24 protein-coding genes are annotated in these 26237 nt (G+C 39.8%); 11 read left to right on the top strand and 13 right to left on the bottom strand.

The features are described from left to right. Window positions 1–52: 52 nt before the first annotated feature. The 6 genes from V7K79_RS13805 to V7K79_RS13780 all read right to left on the bottom strand — a co-directional run bounded on the left by V7K79_RS13805 (window position 53) and on the right by V7K79_RS13780 (window position 4835). On the bottom strand, window positions 53–547 hold the full coding sequence (locus V7K79_RS13805; RefSeq protein WP_335048447.1) for a GNAT family N-acetyltransferase: 495 nt from the start codon (window positions 545–547) through the stop codon (window positions 53–55). Between the two features lie 23 nt (window positions 548–570). Then, window positions 571–984 (bottom strand): hypothetical protein, encoded by a 414-nt coding sequence (locus V7K79_RS13800; protein WP_335048446.1) that lies wholly within the window; start codon window positions 982–984, stop codon window positions 571–573. Between the two features lie 76 nt (window positions 985–1060). Further along, on the bottom strand, window positions 1061–2035 hold the full coding sequence (gene secF / locus V7K79_RS13795) for a protein translocase subunit SecF (protein WP_335048444.1): 975 nt from the start codon (window positions 2033–2035) through the stop codon (window positions 1061–1063). Next, window positions 2032–3450, bottom strand: coding sequence for a protein translocase subunit SecD (gene secD / locus V7K79_RS13790; RefSeq protein ID WP_335048893.1), 1419 nt, complete (start codon window positions 3448–3450; stop codon window positions 2032–2034). Before secD ends, secF begins: the two co-directional genes overlap by 4 nt. 164 nt (window positions 3451–3614) lie before the next feature. After that, window positions 3615–4598 (bottom strand): alpha-ketoacid dehydrogenase subunit beta, encoded by a 984-nt coding sequence (locus V7K79_RS13785; RefSeq protein WP_335048442.1) that lies wholly within the window; start codon window positions 4596–4598, stop codon window positions 3615–3617. 72 nt (window positions 4599–4670) lie between these two features. Continuing rightward, the gene (locus tag V7K79_RS13780; protein WP_335048440.1) at window positions 4671–4835 is read right to left on the bottom strand and encodes a hypothetical protein; all 165 of its coding nucleotides are present in this window, start codon (window positions 4833–4835) and stop codon (window positions 4671–4673) included. Between the two features lie 137 nt (window positions 4836–4972). Between V7K79_RS13780 and V7K79_RS13775 the strand changes: the two genes are divergently transcribed. After that, complete coding sequence (locus tag V7K79_RS13775) at window positions 4973–5170, top strand: AbrB/MazE/SpoVT family DNA-binding domain-containing protein (RefSeq protein ID WP_335048438.1); 198 nt, start codon at window positions 4973–4975, stop codon at window positions 5168–5170. Between the two features lie 77 nt (window positions 5171–5247). Next, window positions 5248–5403: a putative toxin-antitoxin system toxin component, PIN family gene (locus V7K79_RS13770; RefSeq protein ID WP_335048436.1), complete on the top strand. Its 156-nt coding sequence runs from the start codon at window positions 5248–5250 to the stop codon at window positions 5401–5403. A gap of 288 nt (window positions 5404–5691) precedes the next feature. Here the strand turns inward: V7K79_RS13770 and hemB are convergent, their stop codons facing one another. Continuing rightward, window positions 5692–6672 (bottom strand): porphobilinogen synthase, encoded by a 981-nt coding sequence (hemB, locus tag V7K79_RS13765; protein ID WP_335048434.1) that lies wholly within the window; start codon window positions 6670–6672, stop codon window positions 5692–5694. A gap of 378 nt (window positions 6673–7050) precedes the next feature. Beyond that, window positions 7051–7410: a DUF4870 domain-containing protein gene (locus V7K79_RS13760; RefSeq protein WP_335048432.1), complete on the bottom strand. Its 360-nt coding sequence runs from the start codon at window positions 7408–7410 to the stop codon at window positions 7051–7053. Window positions 7411–7534: 124 nt separating this feature from the next. Between V7K79_RS13760 and V7K79_RS13755 the strand changes: the two genes are divergently transcribed. The 9 genes from V7K79_RS13755 (at window position 7535) to V7K79_RS13715 (ending at window position 19524) form a co-directional block, all read left to right on the top strand. Then, window positions 7535–9160: a peptide chain release factor 3 gene (locus tag V7K79_RS13755; protein WP_335048431.1), complete on the top strand. Its 1626-nt coding sequence runs from the start codon at window positions 7535–7537 to the stop codon at window positions 9158–9160. A gap of 204 nt (window positions 9161–9364) precedes the next feature. Then, window positions 9365–11629: a M48 family metallopeptidase gene (locus V7K79_RS13750; protein ID WP_335048429.1), complete on the top strand. Its 2265-nt coding sequence runs from the start codon at window positions 9365–9367 to the stop codon at window positions 11627–11629. 631 nt (window positions 11630–12260) lie between these two features. After that, a complete protein-coding gene (locus tag V7K79_RS13745) occupies window positions 12261–12767 on the top strand; it encodes an RNA recognition motif domain-containing protein (protein ID WP_335048427.1) in 507 nt (168 codons plus the stop codon). A gap of 525 nt (window positions 12768–13292) precedes the next feature. Then, entirely contained in the window at window positions 13293–13727 is a 435-nt protein-coding gene (locus tag V7K79_RS13740) for a SufE family protein (protein ID WP_104907546.1), read from the top strand. A gap of 52 nt (window positions 13728–13779) precedes the next feature. Then, window positions 13780–14694 (top strand): alpha/beta fold hydrolase, encoded by a 915-nt coding sequence (locus V7K79_RS13735; RefSeq protein WP_335048425.1) that lies wholly within the window; start codon window positions 13780–13782, stop codon window positions 14692–14694. A gap of 433 nt (window positions 14695–15127) precedes the next feature. Beyond that, a complete protein-coding gene (locus V7K79_RS13730; RefSeq protein ID WP_335048423.1) occupies window positions 15128–16099 on the top strand; it encodes a CobW family GTP-binding protein in 972 nt (323 codons plus the stop codon). 79 nt (window positions 16100–16178) lie between these two features. Further along, on the top strand, window positions 16179–17237 hold the full coding sequence (locus V7K79_RS13725; protein ID WP_335048421.1) for a WD40 repeat domain-containing protein: 1059 nt from the start codon (window positions 16179–16181) through the stop codon (window positions 17235–17237). A 78-nt stretch (window positions 17238–17315) separates the two neighbouring features. Continuing rightward, the gene (locus tag V7K79_RS13720) at window positions 17316–17588 is read left to right on the top strand and encodes a hypothetical protein (RefSeq protein WP_335048419.1); all 273 of its coding nucleotides are present in this window, start codon (window positions 17316–17318) and stop codon (window positions 17586–17588) included. 331 nt (window positions 17589–17919) lie between these two features. Next, window positions 17920–19524, top strand: coding sequence for an NAD(P)H-quinone oxidoreductase subunit N (locus V7K79_RS13715; protein WP_335048417.1), 1605 nt, complete (start codon window positions 17920–17922; stop codon window positions 19522–19524). Between the two features lie 85 nt (window positions 19525–19609). Here the strand turns inward: V7K79_RS13715 and V7K79_RS13710 are convergent, their stop codons facing one another. From V7K79_RS13710 to V7K79_RS13690, 5 genes are all read right to left on the bottom strand, one after another. Further along, the gene (locus V7K79_RS13710; protein WP_335048415.1) at window positions 19610–21001 is read right to left on the bottom strand and encodes an ATP-binding protein; all 1392 of its coding nucleotides are present in this window, start codon (window positions 20999–21001) and stop codon (window positions 19610–19612) included. Window positions 21002–21087: 86 nt separating this feature from the next. Beyond that, window positions 21088–21630 (bottom strand): methanogen output domain 1-containing protein, encoded by a 543-nt coding sequence (locus V7K79_RS13705; protein ID WP_335048414.1) that lies wholly within the window; start codon window positions 21628–21630, stop codon window positions 21088–21090. 535 nt (window positions 21631–22165) lie between these two features. Further along, entirely contained in the window at window positions 22166–23209 is a 1044-nt protein-coding gene (locus tag V7K79_RS13700) for a sensor histidine kinase (RefSeq protein ID WP_335048412.1), read from the bottom strand. Window positions 23210–23215: 6 nt separating this feature from the next. After that, complete coding sequence (locus tag V7K79_RS13695; RefSeq protein WP_335048411.1) at window positions 23216–24367, bottom strand: FIST signal transduction protein; 1152 nt, start codon at window positions 24365–24367, stop codon at window positions 23216–23218. Window positions 24368–24409: 42 nt separating this feature from the next. Further along, window positions 24410–25705, bottom strand: a complete 1296-nt coding sequence (locus tag V7K79_RS13690) for a hybrid sensor histidine kinase/response regulator (protein WP_442938941.1) — start codon at window positions 25703–25705, stop codon at window positions 24410–24412. Between the last annotated feature and the right edge of the window lie 532 nt (window positions 25706–26237).

Below are 26237 nucleotides of genomic sequence, written 5' to 3'. Positions count from 1 at the left end.
AGAGAGGAAATCTTGTTTCTTGACCACTCTGCTACTACAACAGTTCTTATACTCAGCACTCAGTACTCATTGCTTGGAACTGTTTTGGTGATTCCTGAAGCTGAACTTCTGTAGCAGAAACGAAAACACGGTTAGCTTGATTGTGTAGCACCATCGTAGTGTTAGTATTGGGTTGAAAACCAATCTTTTCGTAGAAACCCTGGTGGTGAGTAGTCATCAGATAAATACGCTCAACCGACTTCATGCGGGGATGTCTCAAAACAGTTTCTACTAAATTGCTTCCCAAGCCACTATGTTGATAGTCTGGATGAATCACAACATCCCAAATTGTGGCGCGATAGATGCCATCAGATGTTGCTCTGGCAAAGCCAATGAGTTGATCGCGAAGGCAAACAGAAATTACTGGCTCACTGTTGGTAATAGCTATATCTAAATCTTCAATACTGCGTCCCTTTGCCCAGAAAGCGGAAGCGTTTAACAATTCTTGGAGTTGATAAAGGTCAATTTCAGACTTGCGATCGCTAAATTTAATCTGAAGATGATTCATGTATGTACGTGTAGAGAAAGAATTCAATGACAAACCCACTTCCATAGAGGATGAGTTGCTCCCTGTTGACGTATCCGATAAACTTGTTTTTCTAAACGTTGTTTTTCCTGCTGTGGTAGTCCGAGTAGAATATTCCGACTTTGCCAAACTAAAACAGCAGCAGTCATCCCTAGACAAAAGGCCAGACCGAAGGTAGACAGTGGATGGTAGAACAATCCAAATCTCACTGCCACCCAGGTAAAATCTTGTTGCCACAGAGCAATTTCTGCACGTAGACCCCACAAAGAAACAGGCGCAATGGTCAGCCATAAACAACCCACAAACAGCCACCGACCATATACTGTTAGCTGATGTAGTCTTTGTACTTGTTGAGCAAATGATGGGTCAGATTTCTCAAAATCTGGGACAGTATCTAATGGTTCTTTCGGTTGATCCATAAGCGAATAAGATTGCAAGGCGTGGGTGAGCAATTCAAAATGCTTTCACCCAATTGTGAAATATACACAAGTTTAACTATCCATCCTGAGAACTGGGAGAAGTATCAATCGACTCAGTACTTACCACCTGGGATTCCCCTTTTCGCTCTCGCCACCAAGCTAAAAGAGTACTGGCGATAAAAATACTTGAATATGCACCCATTGCAAATCCAACAATTAAGGCAAGGGCGAAGTTTCTCAGGGTTTCACCGCCAAATAGGAATAGGGAAAATAATGTTAGCAAAACGGTTAACGTGGTATTAATCGATCGCGTTAAAGTTTGATTGGTTGCATCGTTAACAACTTTATCAATGCGATCGCCAGGATGTTGATTCAGTATTTCCCGAATGCGATCGTAGATGACCACGGTATCTGTTACCGAGAAACCAGTAATAGTCAAAATAGCAACGACGAAAAGGCTATCAACTTCAATACCTGCTACTAATCCTAAGATGGAGAAAACACCCAGCGTAATCAAAACATCATGGAACAAGGCAAGAATTGCGATTACGGCATAGTCCACTTGGAACCGCACACTTAAATAAATAACTATCCCAGCAAAGGAAACAACTAAAGCTAATAACCCTTGAGAAAATAGCTGACGACCAAGTGTTGGGCCAACAGTGTCAATTTGAGTAACTTTCGGGTTAAAGACTCCAATTTTTTCACTCAAAGCTGTTTGCAGCCGGGTGCGTTGCTCGACATTTAGTGTCTTTGTGCGAATGGATATTCCCTGTTGTTTTTGACCAACAACTTGGATGCTACTATTATTTAGCTTCTCGGCGTCTACTACTTCCCTAACATCAGAAATTTCAATCGGTTGAGTACAGCTATTTGGTTGCGTACAATCGCGTTCAAATTGTAGTCGCGTACCACCAACGAAATCTAAACTGGGACGTAGTGGTGCGCCTAGTTGTTGCCAAGAAATCACCATCGCCACGATGCTAACGAGCATCAGGGTGGCAGAAATTGTCCACCAAAGTCTCCGACGTTTGATGACACTAAATTTCATGACTGTACCTCCGCACCAGACTTAATTGACGTTGAGAGATTGGGACAAAACAACTCTGGCTTACGCAAGTTGGGAAATGCCAATGTGAGAAACAACAGTGTACGACTACAAGTAATAGCAGTAAACAAATTCACCCCTAACCCTAGCGCCAATGTCAAAGCAAAGCCTTTAACTAAACCTGCTCCTAAGAAAAACAGTGCTGCACAAGAAATTAATGATGTGACATGACTATCTAAAATGCTAGACCAAGCTCGGTAGAATCCTGACTCTACAGAACGATATAAACTTTTACCAGCACGTATTTCTTCACGGGTGCGCTCAAAAATCAATACGTTAGCATCAACTGCCATACCGATACTGAGGATAAACCCAGCAATACCGGGGAGAGTTAATGTAATGCCTAGCAAAGCGAAGGTGGCATAGGTCAATAGTGCATAGATAATTAAAGAAAAGTCGGCAATTAACCCTGGTAGTCGGTAGTAAACTAACATAAAAATTAATACTAACAGCAATCCGCCAATACCAGCGTAAATACTGCGTTGAATACTATCTTTACCTAAACTTGCCCCGACGGTACGGTTTTCAACTATTTCTACTGGTACGGGTAATGCTCCACCGCGTAGTTGCACGCCTAAGTCATTGGCTTGTTGGGCGGTAAACCGTCCTGTAATCACCGCAGAGCCACCAGTAATACCAGTGGCGGCAAATTCTATACCCACGGTGGGAGCGCTAATAATTTCATTGTCTAGAAAAACACCAATGCTACGCCCAGTACCAGCGAGATTTTTCGTCAAATTGGCAAATAGTTCACCACCCTTTTCGTCGAAGCGAATGGCAACATTCCAGTTGTTACCTTGAGTGGGTTCACCATAGGCATCCTTGAGGTATTTGCCAATGAGCGGTGGATTGGTGCTTTCAAACAATTCTGCGATCGCTTGATTGTTTTTCTGTAAATCTTCTTGATTCTTGACAATTGCTGCTTTGTCGGTACTTTTTCTTAACTCTTCTTGCTTGAATTTTAATTCGGCTCTTGATGCTTGAAAAGCAAGCAGTTGAGTTTCTGTATTCGGCTTTTGGGTACGAAATTCTAACTGCGCCGTACCCCCTAATACCCGTTCCGCTTGTTCTGGATCGTTGACTCCTGGTAGTTGCACCAATATTTTATCTGAGCTGACTGTTTGGATCGCTGGCTCAGAAACACCCAGACCATTAATCCGGCCTTCAACAACTTTCTTTACACCTTCCAATTCTCGCTCGGTGATTTTGGGAATTTCTGCTGATGGTTTCACCTGAATTGTAAGCTGTGAACCTCCGCGCAAGTCTAGCCCAAGAGGTATCGGAATTGTGGCAATCACCGTAATAGCGGCGATTATCAGGACTAAAATCAAAATTAATAGCGATCGCTGTCTTTGCATACCATAACTCGCAACTGACAAACGCTATAATAGCGCTCTTTTGAGGAGTTATGAGTAAGTATTGGGGACTGGGGATCGGGGATTGGAGATTGGGCATGAGTTATTCTCCTAGTACCCAGTCCCCAGTCCCCAGTCCCCAGTTCCCAGTTCCCAGTTCCCAGTCCCTAGACTCGCAACGCCACCATTTTTTCCACAGCTTCTACTATTTGCTCTGGTTGGATAATTGTTAATCGTTCGAGATTGCCGTTGTAAGGTGTGGGGATATCTTGGGAAGAAAGCCGCAGTACTGGCGCATCCAATTCATCGAATAAGCGATCGTTTATTGAGGCGATGACTTCTGCTCCAATACCCGCAGTTCGCATCGATTCTTCCACAACAATGACTTTATGCGTTTTACGTATTGATGCACCAATGGTATCAAAATCTAATGGCTTGAGGGATATTAAATCGATAACTTCTGGATCGTATCCTTGTTTTTCAAGAGTTTTTACGGCTTGCACTACATGATGGCGCATCCGCGAGTAAGTAATAATTGTTACGTCTTTCCCTGGACGCACAATTTCTGCTTTATCAAGAGGTAGTAAATATTCTTCTTCTGGTAAATCTTCTTTCAAGTTGTAAAGCAGAACGTGTTCAAAGAACAACACTGGATTATCATCGCGAATAGCGGATTTCAGCAGTCCTTTAGCGTTTCTTGGTGTGGAGCAGGCAACAATCTTCAATCCCGGCACAGCTTGGAAGTAGGTTTCTAGGCGCTGGGAATGTTCTGCGCCTAGCTGCCGTCCTACACCTCCAGGACCGCGAATTACCATCGGAATTTTAAAATTCCCGCCAGAAGTATAGCGCAGCATCCCAGCGTTGTTGGATATTTGGTTGAAGGCGAGCAGTAAAAAGCCCATGTTCATGCCTTCGATGATCGGACGCAACCCTGTCATTGCGGCTCCTACAGCCATCCCAGTAAAGCTATTTTCAGCGATAGGGGTGTCTAGAACGCGGAGTTCGCCATATTTTTGGTACAGGTCTTTGGTAACTTTATAAGAACCGCCGTAATGCCCGACATCTTCACCGAGAACGAATACGCTGGAGTCACGCGCCATTTCTTCATCAATGGCTTCCCGTAAGGCGTTGAAGAATAGTGTTTCTGCCATTTAGACCTTTTAGTACGATTATGGTTTTAGAATTTTATCGTGCTGCTGTCCCAAATAAGGTGAGCGATCGCACTAGTTAGAGTTTAGGTTTTTTAAATAAACTGCCCCTAGTAGAGAGCGAGTGATTGCCATAACTATATCAAAGCTATTTAATTTTGATTTTAGAGGTTTTATCAGCGATCGCCTCCACTCTGCCAAATCCAGCTGATTTAACTCTGTAATAACACGTACAAACATGTATAAAATATACTTAAATATTTGCGATTGAAATATACTAACTTAACTTCAGTCACACCAGAGTAAAAAATTTGTTGTAGTAATAATTTAAATATATCTACTTTAGAACAAAGGATAAAATTGAATCAGACTCAAATATGAAAATTAGGAAGACAGCTATTATTGCCAAAGTAACGGCTGATGGAAAGCTAGAAATTCCCCCAGAAGTGTTGGCACAGCTTCAGCCGTCTACTGAGTATGAAGTCTCGGTTACAGAAGATAAAATTGTGTTGAAAAAAATTAGTAAACTGAATGTAGATTTAGATGAATTTCTGCAAGGATTAGAAAATTTATAACCGGATCATAATCAACCCACGCTAGAAGAAATTAGTGAAATTGTTAAGGATGTCAGACAGGAGTTATGGTCTAATCCATGAGAGTTATCCTTGATGTAAATGTTTGGATTTCAGCCTTGTTATGGGGAGGTGTTCCTGGTAAAATTTTGCGTTTAGCAAGAAATCAACAAATTAATATATTTGCTTCTAAATTTTTATTATTAGAACTAGAAACAACTTTTAAACGTTTTTAAATTGTTATTTCTCAAATTCATAATTAGAAGTTGATCAAGCCAGTAAATACGCATTGGTACTTTGCAATCTATCATTCTTCAATTGGGATTACCTGGTGTTTTATTTGAAGTTACTTAAACCGAAAAAGCCTTTTTAGCTTTATTAATTGAATTTGCGTAGGCGTAGCCCACCACAGGCATTGTACTAACTATAAATAAAGAATCTCACGCTCAAACACCAAAACACAACTCTGTGTCTTTGCGTCTCTGCGTGAGCTTTTCTCAATTCTTACCATTCAATTGCACATCTTACTTTAACCATCGCGCCGCATCTTTGGCATGATAAGTCAAAATCAAATCTGCACCAGCCCGTTTAAACCCAGTTAAAGTTTCCATAACCACCCGTTCTTCATCAATCCAACCATTGAGAGCCGCAGCTTTCACCATCGCATACTCACCAGAAACATTGTAAGCCGCAACTGGTAAGTTACTCGCTTCCTTCACGCGCCAAATAATATCCATATATGCCAAGGCTGGTTTAACCATGAGCATATCAGCACCTTCGGCAATATCTAAGTCAATCTCTTTAATTGCTTCGCGGGCGTTTCCTGGATCCATTTGGTAAGTCCTTCTGTCCCCAAATTGTGGTGTCGAGTCTGCTGCATCCCGAAATGGGCCATAATAGCCCGAAGCATACTTAGCAGCATAAGACAAAATCGGCGTATCTTGAAATCCGGCTTCATCCAAACCCTGACGAATTGCCTGCACAAACCCATCCATCATTCCTGATGGCGCGATGATATCGGCACCAGCTTTCGCTTGAGAAACTGCTGTTTTCTTTAACAATTCCAAAGTTGGGTCATTTAAAACTCGCCCTGTTAAATCACCAACTTGCAGATAACCACAATGACCGTGGCTAGTATACTCACATAAACAAGTATCAGCAATTACAATCAAATCTGGCACTGCTGCTTTTACCGCCGTTGCTGCTTTTTGGACGATACCGCAATCATGCCAAGCGCCAGTGGCATCCACATCTTTATCAGCCGGAATCCCAAATAAAATAATAGAAGGAATTCCTAAGTCGTAAACTTCTTTTGCCTCTTCGACAATTTTATCTACCGAAAGTTGGTAGACTCCGGGCATGGATTTAACTTCATTAGCGATTCCTTCACCTGGTACAGCAAATAGTGGGTAAATTAAATCGCTTGTTGTTAAAACAGTTTCACGAACCATCCGGCGCAGTTGAGGATGAGTACGCAGACGACGCGGGCGATGTATAGGAAACATAAAATTTTATGAAGAAAAACAACGCGAATGGACACAAAATAAAGCGTCACAAAAACAGGCTAAAATTTTCCTGCCGTCAGAGAGACTACAAACAGTACTTAACTGTCATTTGCCCTACTCTTAATTAAGTTGTGGGGCAATTTTGTATTTTACAGCTTGGTTGCACCTATCTGACGGGCTGGGAAAAAAACATAATAAGCAATTCAAAATTCAAAATGTAAGACTGTCTGTTAGCAAAATAGTGGCGAATTGAGGGTTGAAATTTAAACGCAAAGGGGCGCAGAGGTAAACGCAGAGGCACGCAAAGAATTCGCTACAAATCAATGAAATGTTGTAATTAGATAACAAATAATTTACAATGCCCATTGATAATTTGTGTTAAAAAACTCGAAAAATATAGGGATAACGGAAGGGTGTATCAGGATTGTTGAAAACTCCGATCAGTGCCCAAATTGTTAGTCCCCAGTGTAAGAAATATCCCAGACCGGCTAGTGGGCCCAGCAATAATAGAGGTAATACTAACCAACCGAATATGAAAAACAGCGCTCCTAGAATTGCACCATAAAACCAGACATTAAAGTGGAAATTGATAGATTCTTTGGCGTTTTCTTTGACAACAGGATCGTTAGAGACGAACAGTATGGCGATAGGTATGCCTACAGATATCAATGTTGTGCTGAAAAAAATCGCTCCATGAGACAAGGCAGATAGAAGCTTTCGCTTGTCTGTATCGTACATTGCTTTCTCCTATTTAGTTAGATTGTTGGTTATACTACGACCCTATCATGAGCATCGTTGTCTTAAGATTAAAAGACTTGCCAGAGTCAAAAAAAATTAAGCTAGCTGACAAACAAATACATTTATGTCTACTGAACTTCAGTCTGAACTTATTCAAGCAGTTGAACTTCGCCGCAACTTTGCGATTATATCTCACCCCGATGCTGGTAAAACCACACTAACTGAAAAGCTACTTCTGTACGGGGGTGCAATTCACGAAGCTGGGGCCGTGAAAGCGCGACGGGCACAGCGTAAGGCGACTTCTGACTGGATGGCGATGGAGCAACAACGGGGTATTTCTATTACCTCTACAGTGTTGCAATTTGAATACCAAAATTTTCAAATCAATTTATTAGACACTCCCGGACACCAAGATTTCAGTGAAGATACTTATCGTACCCTTGCTGCCGCCGATAATGCCGTGATGTTGATTGATGCGGCAAAAGGTTTGGAACCGCAAACGCGTAAATTGTTTGAAGTGTGTAAGTTGCGGGGTATCCCAATTTTTACATTTATTAATAAGCTCGATCGCCCAGGTAGGGAACCTCTGGAACTGTTGGATGAAATTGAGCAAGAATTGGGATTGCAAACCTATGCGGTAAACTGGCCAATTGGGATGGGCGATCGCTTTAAAGGTGTTTTTGACCGACACAAGCAACAAATACACTTGTTTGAACGCAGTGCCCACGGTAGCCGAGAAGCCCGCGATACAATCGTGGAGTTAGGCGATTCGAGAATAGAAGAACAGCTAGAACAAAACCTGTACTACCAACTGAAAAACGATTTAGAACTGTTAGAAGGAGTTGGCCCAGAGCTAGATTTACAGTTGATACACGAAGGCAAAATGACCCCTGTGTTCTTTGGTAGTGCCATGACTAACTTCGGGGTCGAGTTATTCCTCAAGTATTTCCTCGATTATGCCCTCAAACCCGGTTCTCATTACAGCAGTGTCGGCGAAGTTGCTCCTACATACCCAGAATTTTCGGGGTTTGTTTTCAAACTGCAAGCGAATATGGATCCGAAACACCGCGATCGCGTCGCATTTATCCGGGTTTGCACTGGTAAGTTTGAAAAAGATATGATGGTGAATCACGCCCGCATTGGTAAACTTATCCGTCTATCTCGCCCGCAAAAACTTTTTGCTCAAGAGCGAGAATCGATTGATGTGGCTTATCCTGGCGATGTGATCGGTTTGAACAATCCCGGTGTTTTTGCGATCGGAGATACAATTTACACGGGACAAAAGCTCGAATATGAGGGGATTCCGTATTTTTCGCCGGAACTGTTTGCGACTCTGAGAAATCCCAACCCCTCGAAGTCTAAACAATTCCAAAAAGGCGTTGCGGAATTGCGAGAAGAAGGCGCTGTGCAAATTATGTATTCAACTGATGAAGCCAAGCGCGATCCAATTTTGGCAGCGGTGGGTCAGTTGCAATTCGAGGTGGTACAGTTTCGCTTACAAAATGAGTATGGTGTAGAAACCATACTAGATTTATTGCCCTACAGTGTCGCCCGTTGGGTTGAGGGTGGTTGGGAAGCATTAGAAAAAGTGGGACGGATATTCAATACCACTACAGTTAAAGACAGCATGGGACGACCAGTGTTGCTATTCCGTAATGAATGGAATTGTCAACAGTTATTAGGCGACCATCCAGAGTTAAAATTAAGCGCGATTGCCCCAGTATTTTCTAGTCAACCAGTGGAAAAATAAAGAAGAATACAGAATTCAGAATCCAGAATTCAGAACTATTCTTACAGAAGACCAAACTGAATTTTGAGGGCTGACGCATTTATTCAATCTTTATGCTTCACTTGACAAGCAAAACTTGAGCGCCGTTGATTTCCACGGCATCCGGGGTTCGCGCTTTTGCACAAACGTGGATCATTTAGAAGAGATTGGAGTGCCAGAATTTGTATGCCTTCACATGCCAAACCGTCTTTGGAGGCTGGTTTAGTTGCCCTCAAGCAAGGAAATTACCAAACAGCGATCGCTCAACTAGAACCTATTGCTAGTATTCAAAGCAATGCTACTGCTAGTTTACAAGCCCAAGTTGGTTTAGTGATGGCTTATGCTCGCACTGGCGAAGTTCCCAAAGCGATCGCTATTTCTCAGAATCTCATTAAGAGTAACAATCCGCAAGTTCAAGAGTGGGCAACACGCGCTCTCGAACACCTAACAAAACGTAAAAAACCTGAGCAAGAATCCAAAAAAATCGAAACTGGATTTGTTGCCTTTGAAAATTCAACTCCAGATTCAACTCCTGTTACTTCCCCGGAAACTCCTACATTAGAGGAAAAGCCGAACAATGATCGAGTAATAGAAACCAAAAGCGACGACATCCCGGCGATGGTGCCACTAGCTAAACTCAAAGCTACATTAGCACCACTACCACCACCTACGCCCCTGAGCGGCTTCATGGGTTCTGTTACCCGCACCCAAGCCAAATTATTCGGCGTTATTTATTGGCGACAAGCACAACGTGCCAGAGCATGGCAACCACTACGTAAACCAAAATTAATTCCTTTGCGGCTACTGTCAGCCGGAACATTCATCGCCTTGTTTTGGACGATCCGAGAAATCCTCAAGTTAGCACTAGGATTGATCAACCAGACTTTAGTCAAACTACCTTATCTGGAGCCGATACAGCTTTTATACTACGACCCTACTCGACTGTTGCTAATAGTATTGGTGATTTTAATCGCAGTCTCACCTTGGCTGCTGGATCTGCTACTGGCAAACTTGTATGGTCAGCGAGAATTTCCGAAAGATGTATTAAATACCCATAGCCGCGAAGCTGTTCGGGTGCTACAACGTTGTTGCCAACAACGGCATTGGCCGTTACCCAAACTGCGGATTTTACCAACGGCTGCACCAATTCTTCTGACTTATGGTAGTTTACCACGTAATGCCAGGATTGTTGTCAGTCAAGGGCTATTAGAGCAGCTGGCAGATGATGAAATCGCCATTATTTATGCCACGCAGCTAGGGCATATTGCTCACTGGGATTTTGCTGTAATGTCTTTGTTGCTGCTGGTGACACTACCAATTCATCAGCTATATCAACAGGTGTCAAAGTTGGGAGACAAAATATCAGCGAAAATTTGGCGCTGGCCAGTGACAATTCTGGCGAGTCTAATTTATGGAATTTGGTGTTTGCTGACTGGAACTACATTGTGGTTGTCGCGGTTGCGGCTTTATTATAGCGATCGCATTGCTGCTGAAATCACTGGTAATCCCAATGCCCTGATTCGCGCTTTACTCAAAATCGCCATTGGCATTGCATCTGATATCCAAAAACAAGAACACACTAGTTGGCAACTGGAAAGCTTAAATCTTTTAACACCAGTTAGTTACCAACAAAGTTTATCTTTAGGTACTATTGCCAGTAATCTCTCTTTTGAATCCTTTTTGAAGTGGGATACTGCCAATCCCTATCGCCGATGGTTTACGATTAATAATAGCCATCCTTTAATGGGCGATCGCCTCGAACGCCTCTGCCAAATAGCTCGTCACTGGCATCTAGACACCGAACTACATTTTGCAAGCGTTCCATCGAAAGTTAAGCGTCAATCTTTTCTATTACAAGTCGCTCCCTGGTTGGGAATTCCTCTAGGAGTTCTGTTTGCAGCTTTCGTCTGGCTAACCTGGCAACTAGCATTCACACTCAAGTTTTTAAATCTAAAGTGGATATATGAAGATTGGTCTTTCATTACAGGCTGCCTTCTGATTGGCTTTAGCATTGGTACTGTAATGCGGATTAATTCTTTCTTCCCCGATATCAAACCTGCCACCATACAAACTGACGACAGCTTACCCAACCTGTTAGCCGACCCTTCTGCCTTACCTATTGATAGCGTTAGTGTGCGTCTTGTGGGTAAATTATTAGGTCGTCAAGGCACTAGCAACTCCCTAGCGCAAGATTTAATTCTTCAATCCAGCGTCGGTTTGGTGAAATTACACCATATTTCTTGGCTAGGACAGTCAGTCAATCACCAGGAGCTAATCGGGAGGCAAATTATCGTCACAGGTTGGTTCCGGCGAGGAGCAACACCTTGGATCGATATCCAAACCCTAGAAACTCAAAGTGGTAAAACCATTCATAGCCCTCATCCCATTTGGTCTATTTTTTTGGCTGTTGCAGCACAGGCTTGGGGCGCATACATCTTTCTCACTGGTTAGTCATTAGCAAAGGACAAAAGACAAAAGACAAAAGACAAATCCGAATGTAAAGAAAAATTGCAGATTTACTCAAAAAATGTTACATTTATTTACACAAACAAGAGTAACTGACATAACTCAGCATCACCGCTTAGTTATGAATTTAGGTGCTTTTTCCCCGCTCTATACCTTTTTACCCTCCCAACACAGCAGTAAATTAACCAGCCAGTGGCTGGTTTTTGTTTCAAAATATGCTCACTTGAATAAAAAAATGTGTTTTATGTTACGATGCAACAATACTAATGTCGGAAATGTATGCGCTAAACTAGCTACGTAGAAAATACCATGGTAATGTAAGGAATGGTATTTGATTCTGCGAAAAAAGGCATAAGAAAAAGCGTGTACTTTAGCAGGCAATAGACTATTAAATTTACAATTCTTAGAATTAAGGTGTTATTAGCTCACCATAGTGTGAGCCTTTGGATTAAATAAGCTTGATCCCGACGAAAAACTGTATTGTTGTATAGGTTGACAGTTTCGAGCAAAAAAATTGGTTTATGGCAGTCTTGGTCAATAGCATCTATTTAAAAGTTAAAGCTAAGTGATTGTTTTCTTGCCTTGCCATGTTCATTCAACTCTGGAGGTATAGTTCATGTCCGTTCGCCTATATATAGGTAATTTGCCTAAAGATGAAATAGATCGTCAAGATCTACAAGCCGTTTTTGCAGCTGAAGGTGAAGCTGTAACTACTAAATTAATTAAAGACCGTAAAACTGGCAAATGCCGTGGTTTCGGTTTTCTTACAGTCAACAATGACGAACAAGCTGACGAAATTATTGAAAAGTATAATGGTCAGATGTTCAAAGATACTCCCATTAAGCTAGAGAAGGCATTACCTCGGACAAAGGGTGAAGAGGGCGACGAGCAAGCTCCTAAACCAGTTACTCTTGCTAGTAATAGTACCCCAACTCCTAGCCCCAACAGAGAAGGTAGCCGCCGCGAGAAAAGCTCTAAGAAGCCTCGTCGTGGCGGCGGTGGCGGCGGTTCTCGTGAAAACAATACCGCAACTACCGATTCAGACGCTATTCGTCCAGATCCTCGTTGGGCTTCGGAATTAGAAAAGTTGAAGCAGATGCTAGCTGCACAAACTACAAATTAATCCTTAAGGGAGAGGAATTAAAAATTAAAAATCAGAATTTTTTTGATTTTTAATTTTTAATTGTTGATAATTATCTAGCTGCTTAGTTTAATGAACTTGCAGCTAATTTTGTAAGTACGTAGGCGCAACCCGCCTTCAGCATTGCATCCACACTAGTCACACTAAAGCGTACCTGAGAATTAGTAGCTAGGAGAGTGCAAACCGATTAAGCTCCACAAAATCTATCGGTATTTCAATCAAATTAAACAATACATAAGTTTCACGAATTTATCATACTTACGTAATAAAAGTGCATATTGATGCAACTATAGTTTATGTAGACTTATTGTTAAAACTTGCTTATAAAAAACGTGAAATTAAGTTTTTGTGATTAGACACATCAAAAAACTCGATTTTTATCAATGCGATCGCACTAATTAACTGGATTTGATAAATTATAGTTAGTAATGCCAAGAGAACCGCAGGCGCGATTGCTCTAAAGGTAATCTACACTCAAGGTGATACCGATCGTTTGCAGCTTCTGTTATGTCCTCAACTCTAGATTCTTTGCCACCTGCGCTCGCTAAAATTGTCCAGCGCTTTCAACGCGCTTCCGAACCGAAGCGACGCTACGAACAGCTAATCTGGTATGCTCAGAAGCTCAATGAGTTCCCAGAAGCTGATAAATTACCCGAAAATAAAGTTCCTGGTTGCGTATCTCAAGTTTATATTACAGCAGCCTTGGATGACGGTAAAGTTGTATTTCAGGGCGATTCTGATTCCCAATTAACCAAAGGATTAGTAGGGCTTCTGGTAGAGGGATTAGATGGACTAACGCCAACTGAAATTGTCCAACTTACTCCAGATTTTATTCAAGAAACAGGTTTAAATGTTAGCCTGACACCTTCCCGTGCTAATGGATTTTACAACATTTTTAAAACCATGCAAAAAAAAGCATTGGAATCTAAAATTGGTCATTAGTCATTAGCAAAAGACAAATGACAAATAGGTACAACTACCAAAATTTAGTCTAATGTCAACAAATTTATTATCTACCTCTGCTGCTATTGGCTTTGGTGGAGTAATTCAAGAATATCTCTGGAATTGGGAAAACCAGCAATTGCGCGTTGTTTATGAAACCCTTGGTAAAGGTTCACCGCTATTGCTGTTACCATCTTTCAGCAGTGTTTCGACGCGTTTGGAAGTAGGCGAACTTGCCAGGTTACTAGCTCCCCATTTTCAAGTTGTAGCCGTAGACTGGCCCGGATTTGGTGAATCTTCTCGCCCTAGTTTGAATTATCGACCAGAAATATATCAGCAATTTCTGGAAGATTTTGTCAAAGCTGTTTTTAATACTCCTATTACTGTGGTAGCGGCTGGTCATGCTGCTAGTTACGTTTTACAATTAGCTGTCAAACAGCAGACTGCTTTCTCACGAATTGTGTTGTTAGCTCCTACTTGGCGCGGCCCTTTGCCGACAATGGGGGCAAGTCAACAAATAGCTGGGATTGTGAGAGAATTGGTGCGATCGCCTATAGTTGGTCAAGCTCTCTACAAACTCAACACTACTCAATCTTTCTTAAGTTTTATGTACCGCCGTCATGTCTTTACTGACGCGGCTAAAATTACACCCAGTTTCATTGAGAAGAAGTGGCACACGACTCAACAACCAGGAGCGCGATTTGCATCTGCTGCCTTTGTAACTGGTAATCTTGATGCTGTACACGAACAATCTGATTTTTTAGAACTTGTGCAGTCTTTAACTGTACCGATCATGGTAGTAATTGGAGAATCTAGCCCCCCCAAATCACGAGAAGAAATGAACGCTTTGGTAGCCTTACCAGGAGTGAAAAGCGTTGTCATTCCTGGTTCTCTGGGACTACATGAAGAATACCCAGCAGTTGTTTTAGAAGCAGTTCAAGATTTTTTGTTATCTTCAAAAAATTAAATCTTCACATTGCACCTTGGTGCGAGACTAAGATTATAGAACTAGCCCTTTCAAGATGGGTAAAAATATTAGTCAAAGTCATTCTTTTAAACCGCAGAGGACACAGAGAGAGAACCAAATGCAGTTCTCGCATTTTTTCTCTCTGTGCTCTCTGCGGCTCGTTAAAAAAATGACTTTGACAAAGAGTGCCAACCTTAACCCAATTGTATTAACGGCATAATAAGTCCGGTAGGATGCAATATTCCTAACAGTTACGCCAACTTGTGAATATTTATTACTTATTACAGATGCATAAAAATGAAATGTCTCTTAATTAAATTATGTGATGATTTTGCTGAAACCCAAAATAACAGCAAGTTCGCACAAAAATATAAAAAGATTTATCATAGGCGATAATGATTATCCATAAGGTGAGATAAGGGGAATTTAGAGTATGGTAGCTGACGTAATCAACAATTCAGTTCCCGTTACTGTTCTTACAGGCTATTTGGGAGCAGGTAAAACGACTCTACTCAATCACATCCTCACCTACGAACACGGCAAAAAAGTTGCTGTGATTGTCAATGAATTTGGGGAAGTGGGTATTGATAATCAATTGATTATTGATACAGATGAAGAAATATTTGAAATGAATAATGGCTGTATCTGTTGTACAGTGCGCGGTGATTTGATTCGCATCATTGGCAATTTGATGAAGCGCCGCGATAAATTTGACCATTTAGTAATTGAAACAACTGGATTAGCCGATCCTGCACCAGTGATTCAGACATTTTTTGTTGATGAAGATTTGCAAAGCCAACTGTCTCTAGATGCAGTGGTGACAGTCGTAGATGCCAAACATATCTCACAGCACTGGGATGCAGACGAAGCCCAAGAACAGATTGCCTTTGCTGATGTAATTTTACTTAATAAAACAGATTTGGTAGCGCCAGAAGAATTAGATGAATTAGAAAAACGGATTCGGGCGATGAATGCGATCGCAAAAATCTACCGTACCCAAAATTCTGAACTAGGAATGGATGCTTTATTAGGTGTGAAAGCCTTTGATTTAGACCGCGCATTAGAAATCGATCCAGATTTCTTAGGCGAAGATGCCCACGTACACGATGAAACTGTCTTTTCTGTGGCTTTAGTAGAAGCAGGTGCAGTCGATGGAGAAAAATTAAACACTTGGCTTTCCGAGTTACTGCGTACCCAAGGCCCAGATATCTTTCGGATGAAGGGCATTTTAAATATTGCTGGAGAAGATAATCGATTTGTATTCCAAGGAGTACACATGATATTCGATGGCAAACCCGATCGCCCCTGGAAACCAAGCGAAACTCCCAAAAACGAACTAGTCTTCATCGGCCGCAATCTTGATGCAGCCCAACTCAAGCAAGATTTTCTCGCTTGTCTAGTTTAAAAAGTGGGGATAGGGAAAAATTCACCTTCTAATACCCAGTTCCCAGTCCCCAGTCCCTAATCCCCAGTACCTAATAACTATGAACTCCACAACCAAATCTAAGGAATTTGAACAAAACTATTCGGGGACACTTTCAGATTATGTAACTGCGATCGCTTGGTCGCCACAAGGTAAAACTTTAGCAGCAACTTCCGCCGCCGGTGAAGTAGTTTTGTGGAATGATGGCGAACTCACAACCTTACAAACTGGTAATGGTAAATCAGTAGACTGTCTGGCCTTTTCGCCAGATGGAAAATTTTTAGCTGTTGGCGGACAAGATGGACAAGTGAAAATTTGGTGCAACACTGAATTAATCGCCACGTTGGAAAATGCCCCTGCATGGGTTGACAAGTTAGCTTGGAATTACACCAGTAACCAACTGGCTTTTAGTTTGGGGCGTTACGTCCAAGTCTGGAATGCAGATACTCGTGAAATTGTCGTGACGCTGAATTTCGACAACTCTTCAGTACTGGGTATAGATTGGCGCATTGACGGACAATACTTAGCCATTAGTGGTTACAAGGGAGTGAAGATTTGGCATAGTCAAAGCTGGGATGAAGAACCATACAGCTTAGATATGACTACTGTCAGTTTAGCGATGGCTTGGTCGCCCGATGGCAAATTTCTGGCTTCTGGCAATATGGATCGTAGTGTCACCGTTTTGGAATGGAACAACCCCGATCCTTGGGTAATGCGTGGCTTCCCTGGTAAAATTCGCCAATTAGCATGGTCAGAAGCTATGACTAAAGTAGGTGCGCCAATACTGGCATCTTCTAGCGTTGAAGGGATTGTAGTCTGGGAAAAGCTAGAGGATGATTCCTTAGGTTGGGAAGCACGAGTCTTAACTAATCATGTGGGTGTAATCAATGCGATCGCCTTTGCACCTAAAAGCTTCTTACTCGCTTCTGCTGCTGCTGACGGCTGGTTATGTTTGTGGAACCAAGCTAAAGAAGTATCCCAAATTATTACAGGTGTCTCAGGAGGATTTTCTAGTCTAGCTTGGCATCCTCAAGGTAAGTTATTAGCCGCAGGGGGCGAACAGGGCGAATTAGTTGTATGGTCAAAGGTTTTGCGAGGTCAGGGATTCGCGCGTAGTTAAGCAATACTCACTAATTAAAGTTGAACCTCGGCAATTTATTGGCTATGCTATATCAGCAAAGGTATATTTGTGTAAATTATGAACATTATCAAACTAATTTTACTTGCCTGTCCTGCATTTCTGGTATCTATGATGCTGATAGTCAATCCAGCAAACGCATCAAGTCTAAAATCTGCTTACGCTACCCAAATTATGACGGTAGTATCTACACAACAAATTTCCGATTTGGCAACACCAAACTTGATTGCAACATCTAATCCGATAATTGATCAAATTGGTTGCAATTGTGCCAACTGTGTTCAGTCTAAATTTCAGTCGCTACAAGGCAAGCTGCCATCAGTAGATTTTTAATAAAGTTAGAAGTTATAAATATTGTTGGGGCACAGCATTGCTGTGCCTTTATTAATTTTATTAGCTTTTTGTACGTAACTATCGCACTGGTTGCACCATAATTATTTATGAGATTCGCTAAAAGTCACGCCTAAAAAACGAAGTAGAAAAGTTGTTAAGTGAATCCCTAGATACTGAGAAAGCTGCTGGTAAAGTACTAAGGTTGGTACGTTCGCCATCTGCACCCAAGCTGTTAAGCTCTTGTTAAAAGAGCTAGTCTGGGGATTAGAAAACTTGCTAGAGTGAACGTAGAGTTAGCCTTAATGTCTAATCGCCAAAACCTATACATCTCATGGATTTTGCTAATATTGCATCCCAGCTAAACGCTGGAACGATTTTGCCAGAGGGGATTGTTATTCTGACCCTCTTGGGGGTTTTGATTGTTGATTTGATTTTGGGGCGTACATCCGCACGCTGGATTGGATATCTAGCGATCGCAGGTTTATTTGCTTCGATTATCGCCCTATATTTTCAATGGGACTCTCCTAATCCCATCGGTTTTACCGGTGGCTTTATCGGTGACGACCTGAGTATTGTCTTTCGCGGGATTATTGCCTTGTCTGCGATTGTGACTATACTGATGTCAATTCGCTACGTTGAGCAGAGCGGCACCGCCTTAGCCGAATTCATCGCTATATTGCTGAGTGCTACATTAGGAGGGATGTTTTTATCCGGGGCTAGTGAGTTGGTGATGATTTTCATCTCCCTAGAAACCCTGAGTATCTCCTCTTATTTATTGACAGGTTATACCAAGCGTGACCCTCGCTCCAACGAAGCAGCGCTGAAATATTTGTTAATTGGAGCTTCCAGTACAGCAATATTTTTGTACGGTGTATCACTGCTGTATGGACTATCTGGAGGACAAACCGAACTAAGTGCGATCGCTAATGGCATTGCCACAGCGAAAGTCGGACAATCTTTAGGTTTAGTGATTGCCCTAGTTTTTGCGATCGCAGGTATTGGCTTCAAAATCTCCGCTGCACCTTTTCACCAGTGGACACCAGACGTTTATGAAGGCGCTCCCACCCCAGTAATCGCCTTTTTATCTGTTGGTTCCAAAGCAGCTGGGTTTGCTTTAGCTATCCGCTTGCTAACAACAGCCTTCCCTCTTGTTGCTGACGAGTGGAGATTTGTCTTCACTGCTCTAGCCGTTCTCAGCATGATTTTGGGTAACGTAGTCGCCCTAGCTCAAACCAGCATGAAACGGATGCTAGCTTATTCATCCATTGCCCAAGCTGGGTTTGTGATGATTGGCTTGATTGCTGGCACACAGGCAGGATACGCCAGTATGATATTTTACCTACTGGTTTATCTATTCATGAACCTGTGCGGTTTTACCTGCATTATCCTATTCTCACTGCGGACAGGAACCGACCAGATTACCGAATACTCTGGTTTGTATCAAAAAGACCCACTTCTAACACTGGCATTGAGTATCTCCTTGCTTTCCTTGGGTGGTATTCCACCATTGGCTGGGTTTTTCGGCAAGATTTACTTATTCTGGGCTGGTTGGCAAGCAGGACTTTATTGGTTAGTTTTGTTGGGCTTAGTTACCAGCGTAGTCTCCATTTATTACTACATTCGTGTAGTTAAGATGATGGTAGTCAAAGAACCCCATGAAATGTCCGATGTGGTGAAGAATTATCCACAAGTGCGTTGGGATTTGCCTGGGCTAAGACCTTTACAAGTCGGGTTGATAGTAACATTAATTGCCACTTCTATAGCAGGGATTTTATCGAATCCACTGTTTACATTGGCTAACAATTCCATATCCCATACCCCGTTTTTGCAAGCAACAATCAACAGTAATCTAAAAGCAGAAAATCAACTGCTTTTACCAAAATCAGATTCGGTTAGTCAGTCTCAACCCTCAGTTGATTCTACTGCCAAAATATAACTGAGTCTTAACTATACTTTGTACTCAAAGACACGCCTGTTTGCTAATTAGCAGACAGGCGTTGTTATATCTTTTCATTTAAATTTTATAAAGTTGATTGAATAGGTATTTTAATTACAAATTCTGCACCTTTTCCTGGAACAGAAAAACAGTTAAGTTCTCCCTCATGTTTTTCAACTATAATCTGATAACTTATATATAGCCCTAATCCAGTGCCTTTGCCAACTGCTTTAGTGGTGAAAAACGGATCGAATAGCTTTGAGAGAACTTGTTCATTTATCCCTAAACCATTATCAGCAATACTAACTGCTATCCATTTTTCATCGATTAGCTCGGTTTTAATTTGAATTTGGGGATTATTATTTATCAGTTTTTGATTGTCAGTTATTTGTGGATTTACTGCTGACCACTGACCGTTGAGCGCCGAAGCTTCCAGTGCATCGACCGCATTCGCAATAATATTTATAAACACTTGATTTAGTTGACCAGGATAGCAAGTTACATTCGGTAGTTGACTATATTTTTTGATGACTTTGATTTCTGGATACTCATGACTAGCTTGCAGACGATGCTCTAAAATCATTAAACTACTCTCAATTCCTTCATGAATATTAACTTGCTTAAATTCTGCTTCATCAAGCCTAGAAAAGTTACGTAGTGATTTAACGATTTCCTGAATGCGCTCTGTTCCTACTTTCATTGACTGGAAAAGTTTACTTATATCCTGAATTATAAAATCTAAGTCTATTTCTTCTACTTTTTCTTGGATTTCTGGAGGAATATTTGGACAAAGTGGTTGATAAATTTGCACCAATGTTAGTAAATCTTGAGTGTATTCATGGGCGTGGTGAAGGTTCCCATAAATAAAACTTACGGGATTATTAATTTCATGGGCAATACCAGCGACCATCTGACCTAAACTAGACATTTTCTCAGCTTGGATAAGTTGAGTTTGCGTAAGTTGTAGTTCGTTTAGTGTTTCTTGTAAAGTAGTTGTACGTTCTTCAACCCGAATTTCAAGCTCTTGATTCGCTTTCAAAAGCGCTTCTTCCGCTTGTTTTCGTCTCTGCACTTCCTTTGCTAACTCATCGAGTTTTTCGTTTAAAAGAACGAAATTACTGCTAGCCAGATTTCTATTTTCCAAGCGTAAGAGAATTAAAGCTGAAGATTCAGGAGACCAAGGTTGAATAACTGCTCCTTGACTACGACATATTAACGTTTGTCCATCATTCTTTCGGAAAGTCAAGGAGCCAATAACCATTGCCCTGCTACTTGAACAAGCTTGTAGGTACTTTACAATATCGTTAGCAGGCTCACTTACAAGTTCAAACAACATTATTCCCCGCAGCTGCTGACGGCGTAAGCCCAACATATCTGCTACTGGTTGATTGGCAGCTAACAACTGACCTTCTCCACTCACCAGGAGTAAAGGTTCTGGTAAAACTCTGGCAAGTTCAAGAAATTGTTCAGGAGTCATGGGGCTTCCAATTTCAGGGTTCGACCCTACTTTACATATCTGCACTAAGCTTGATTCTGGAGTTATTTTGTTTGATGCTGAAGGATTTACACAGATTCTATTCCTCTAAAGTATTCTCTACCTTCTGCATCTTCTGCCTCTTCTGTAAGTTTTAAGTAAACAATAACTCTGCATCCAGAAGCACCTTGTGCTATGGTCTCTTGCAATTCTACTTTCGCATATCCTAGATTATTAGCTGCGATCGTTCCAAAAACGTTTGAAGTCATCATGCACATGACAGGACGATTAAGTACTTTGTCCCCAAATGGACAAACACGGTTGCCAAAGACAATTTTTTCATCATCCTGCTCAATGACATAAAAATCGCCCTGAATTCGTTTTTTTAAATCAATCAAGACATCAGCTACCTGTTTTTGAGAAAGGTTAGAGATTTCTAGGGCAGATTTATAATCTTGGTTAATCTGCCTCCCCATCCTTTCACCAACGACGCTAATAAATCCTGAAGCTTCTTCTAAACCAACTACATCCTGCAAAGTACCAGATAATTCTCTGATGAGTGTACGTAAAAATATATCGCGTTCTAAAGAAAGATTAAGCGTAGCTATTGAGTGCTTAAGTGCATCGATCATAAATTTTGAATATACCATCTTGGAAGTACAGTTATAGAGTTCCCTAAAATGTTTTTAAATTAACTACTTAATCTTTGTGTTATGAAAATTTAATGTTTGCTTTTGGTTATAATAAAAAATATCTATAACTAATTCTGAGCCTGATCATTGTGACAGGTTACGGTTTTACATAATCTCTTATAAATTACGTCCCATTATCCTTTCTAACCCTCCTTACCAAGTGGGGAATGAGATTGAGTTTTAAAAAGGTTAGCCAGCAAAACATTAAGTTTTTCACCATAATTAGTGAACTTGGGCTGAAAGAATATTTTGAAACAGAATATTGTTAATACTAAACATATTTTATTATCAAATTACACAAAAATATATTTGCTCGCAACCAGTATGTAAATTTTCTATTTTGTAGAAATTGAATTTGTTACTTTCAAAACATAATTAATTACAGTGTATAAAGTATAAATTATTTCGCTGATCTCAATTATTAATATATTTAATATTTTTCTAAATAAATTATATAATTTATATTTTTGCTAATTTAATAAATAGGTATAGTGATTATAAATTCAGAACCTTTTCCTAAGACAGAATTTACTTCTAAAGTTCCTTTATGTTTTTGGACAATTATTTGATAAGCAATTGATAATCCTAATCCTGTTCCTTTTCCCACAGGTTTTGTTGTAAATAAATGATCAAATATTTTTTGCTGAACATCAACCGATATTCCTACTCCATTATCTTGAATCCGAATTAAGACATGATTCTTATTTTCAGTGAGGGTAGTCTGAATTGTAATTTGATTGTAATTTAGCTTGATATCATTAAAATTAAGTCCGGTAGTAGACTCATCTAAAGCATCAATGGCATTTGCCAAGAGATTCATAAATACCTGATTCAATTGTCCTGAAAAACATTCTACTAAAGGAAGTTCTTCGTAATATTTAACTACTTGAATAGCAGGACGAATGTTATTCGCTTGTAAACGGTGCTTGAGAATTAAGAGAGTACTGTTAATACCTTCATGAATATTAAATAGAGTTTTTTGTTCTGTATCTGCTCTAGAGAAAGTTCGTAGGCTGTGGCTAATATTGGAAATACGGTCTGTACCTTCTCTCATTGAGGAAATGAGTTTAGGTAGATCCTCGCGCACGTATTCTAAGTCAATCATTTCGATTGTTTCTTGAATTTGCTGAGATGTTTTGGGATAGGTCTGCTGATAGAGGTCAATTAGATGTAATAAATTATCAATATACTCTTTAGCCGGAGTCAAATTAGCTGCAATAAAGCCAACTGGATTATTAATTTCATGAGCTACATCTGCTACCATGCTTCCTAAAGTAGACATTTTATTCTGCATTATCTGAACATTAATAAGCATTATTTCTAGTTCATGGCTTCTTTCTTCTAACTTATTTTGATATTCCTTTAATTCATCAATTACTCTTCTAAGCAAACATTCTTTTTTTTGATTTGTTTCTTCAAGTTTTATCCGGTCTGATTCAGAGCGCTCTAATTTCTTTTGGAGAATTCGATTGATTTTTTTTAATTCTTTAATTTCTTGTTGATAATCCAATATTTCCATTAACTTTTACTGATTTCCCAAAATTAAAGTTACAAAAGTCTCATTATGGAATTGCGTTTGGCTAATTCCATCTAGAGGAGCAATTTCTCCATAAGAATAAAATCCACAGGCAGGTAAATAGTCAGTTAAACAAAGTTTCGTATTCAGATACTCTTCTTGTGCCCTAGTACCAAGTATTTGCCGACGAGCTACACATGAAAAAAATAAAATAGCACTTGGTTTTGTGCCAGGATAATTATCTAAAGCCTTCATAAATGATGCTTTGGAAGCTGCCAAAATATCTTCATAACCTGCTTCAGAAATTTGAATAATTGCTTGCTCAGGAATATCTCCAAAAAAGGTTATACTACTAGATTCTTGATTGTAAGCAATAGGTGCTCTAATATAAAAATTGTCTTTATTCTCATCAAAAACTGCTAGTGGATATTCCATTGAAGGAGGAAGTAAACCTAAATAATTATGATAAAAATCTAAAGCTGGTTTACTATCTATTTCATAGACTATGTTTTTATCTACTTTAGTCACTTTGCTTGTTTGACCAATAGGATGCCAACCACTTGCAACAGCATGGGAAAACAATATTGTGCCGGAAAAAAGTAGAATTGGTACAGAATCACTTAATACTTCTGTTTGAAAAAATTGATATGTACTTTGGTATCTTGATTGATCACCTGCTAAACCACCGAATATTGGCACATATTGACCAAGAGCTAGCTTTAAGCCATTCAATATAGAGACACCACTAGTTGTAAGACTCTCTGGATGAGTTAAGCATAGCTTTGGAGGTACGGTACTTTTTGCTTTGGCTTGATCTACAGCTTGTTTGGTTGCAGTAATTGGATCGTTTGAAACTTTGCGTCCAACTCCTGCATAAATTTCAACTTCGTCTGAGCAAAACAACATTAAGGTGATTGAATCTTGCTGAAACTCTAAGACTGAAGAAATTTCTCCATCTGTTGTTCCACCAATCAACTCAATCCCCGGAAAAGCCCGATCTATTTGCTGCAAAATGAGAAAATGATCAAAGTCAATTGCAGCAAAAATAATCCCAGCTTTTGGTATATCTCCTGTAAGAGAACTGGCACATTGCTGAAGAACTTCTTCAACTGCTGCTAAAGAATCTGGATCGTTACTGTGACCTACTACTGCTTTAAACATACATTTATTTATTATGTTAAGAAACGTAACTTACTATGATTATTAAATGGGAAGTTTAATGATAAACTCTGAACCTTGCCCTATTGATGAATTTACCTCTAAAATTCCTCCATGTTTTTCGACAACAATTTGACGAGCAATTGATAACCCTAATCCTGTACCTTGACCCACAGGCTTGGTAGTGAATAAATAGTCAAAGATTTTTTGTTGGACATTAACCGACATTCCTACACCATTATCTTTAATCCTAATCAAGATATAGTTTTTATCTTCAGTCAAAGTAGTTTGAATCAAAATTTGATTAGGATTTGCTTCAATATCCATATAGGTAAGTCCTACATTAGACTCCTCTAAAGCATCAATAGCATTAGCTAATAAATTCATAAATACCTGATTTAGTTGTCCAATATAACATTCTAATTCTGGCAAAATATCGTAATTTTTAATTACTTGAATATCGGGTCGATTTTTGGATGCTTTTAAACGGTGTTTGAGAATCATAATTGTACTATCTATGCCATCATGAATATTGCAAGAAATTTTGCGATCGCTATCTGCTCGAGAAAAGGTTCTCAAGCTAGTACTAATATTGCGAATGCGCTGAACTCCTTCTTTCATTGAGGAAATTAAATTAGGTAGATCGGCAAGTATATACTTCAGATCTTTCGCTGCAATTTCTTCTTGAATTTCTGGAACTGGATTAGGATAGTGCTGCTGATAGAGGTCAATAATGTTAATCATGTCTTGGAAATATACTGAAGCGTGTCCAAGATTGCCATGAATAAAACCAACTGGATTATTAATTTCATGAGCAACTCCTGCTACTAATTGACCAAGGGCAGACATTTTTTCTGTCTGTACAAGCTGAAGTTGAGACTCTTGTAAATCTTTTAATGCCCTAGATAATGCTGATGTCCTTTCTGAAACTCGTTTTTCTAAAGTTTTTGTAAGATTTCGTAATTGAAGATGGGTTTTAATTCTAGCTAATAATTCTTCTTCATGAAAGGGTTTTGTGATGTAATCAACTGCTCCTATATTTAGACCTTTTACCTTACTCTCAGTATCAGAATTGGCTGTCATGAAAATTACGGGGATATCACAAGTAGCTGAATTTTGTTTCAGGTTTTTACAAGTTTCAAATCCATCTATTCCTGGCATCACAACATCTAATAAAATTAAATCAGGAAGCTGGAACTCAACCTGCTTAAGTGCTCTTTTGCCATTATTTTCTGTTATAACTTTAAAGCCTACATTAGTTAATATATCAAAGACAATTTTTAAATTAGTATTGGTATCATCTACTACTAGTATTAAACTATCTTCTGGAGTATAAAGCATTTTTATATCTAATTTTTCATTCATATATTTAAATTAATTTTATTCATTATTAGTTATTCCCTATTTGTCCTACGCTCGCAGCTAAGTCACCTCTATTTTATTGATAGACTGCAAATTTATCGTCCGACAACCCTATAATTCCCAAAAACTCTGAGAACAGCAACATTTTCACATTAAATCGCCTACAGCTTTTTGCTGAAGCGATCGCTAATGGACATCAACCACTAGTTTTAGTTTTTACCAAAATTTAAAATCCTTTTTTATAAAGTCGAGCGCTCTGAAATTAGTTATTTTTGCCCTTGTTTTATTAAAAAATTAGCGCTACGTAAGAACAATATTCATCATGCCTGAAATTAATCTTTTTAGTTAGTCAACACTGATGATCATAAATATCCCTAAATGTAAGTTTTTTATAAAAGTTTTATAACAAAATATATTTATAGCTCGTTACAGTTATTTTTTGAATCTTGAACAATATTGGTTAAGTTTGAAAAACCTTATATAGATTTACACACTATATTAGTTAGTTGAG

It is taken from the genome of Nostoc sp., from assembly GCF_036917575.1.
GTDB lineage: Bacteria > Cyanobacteriota > Cyanobacteriia > Cyanobacteriales > Nostocaceae > Nostoc.
This window is presented reverse-complemented; position numbering and strand designations above follow the sequence as displayed.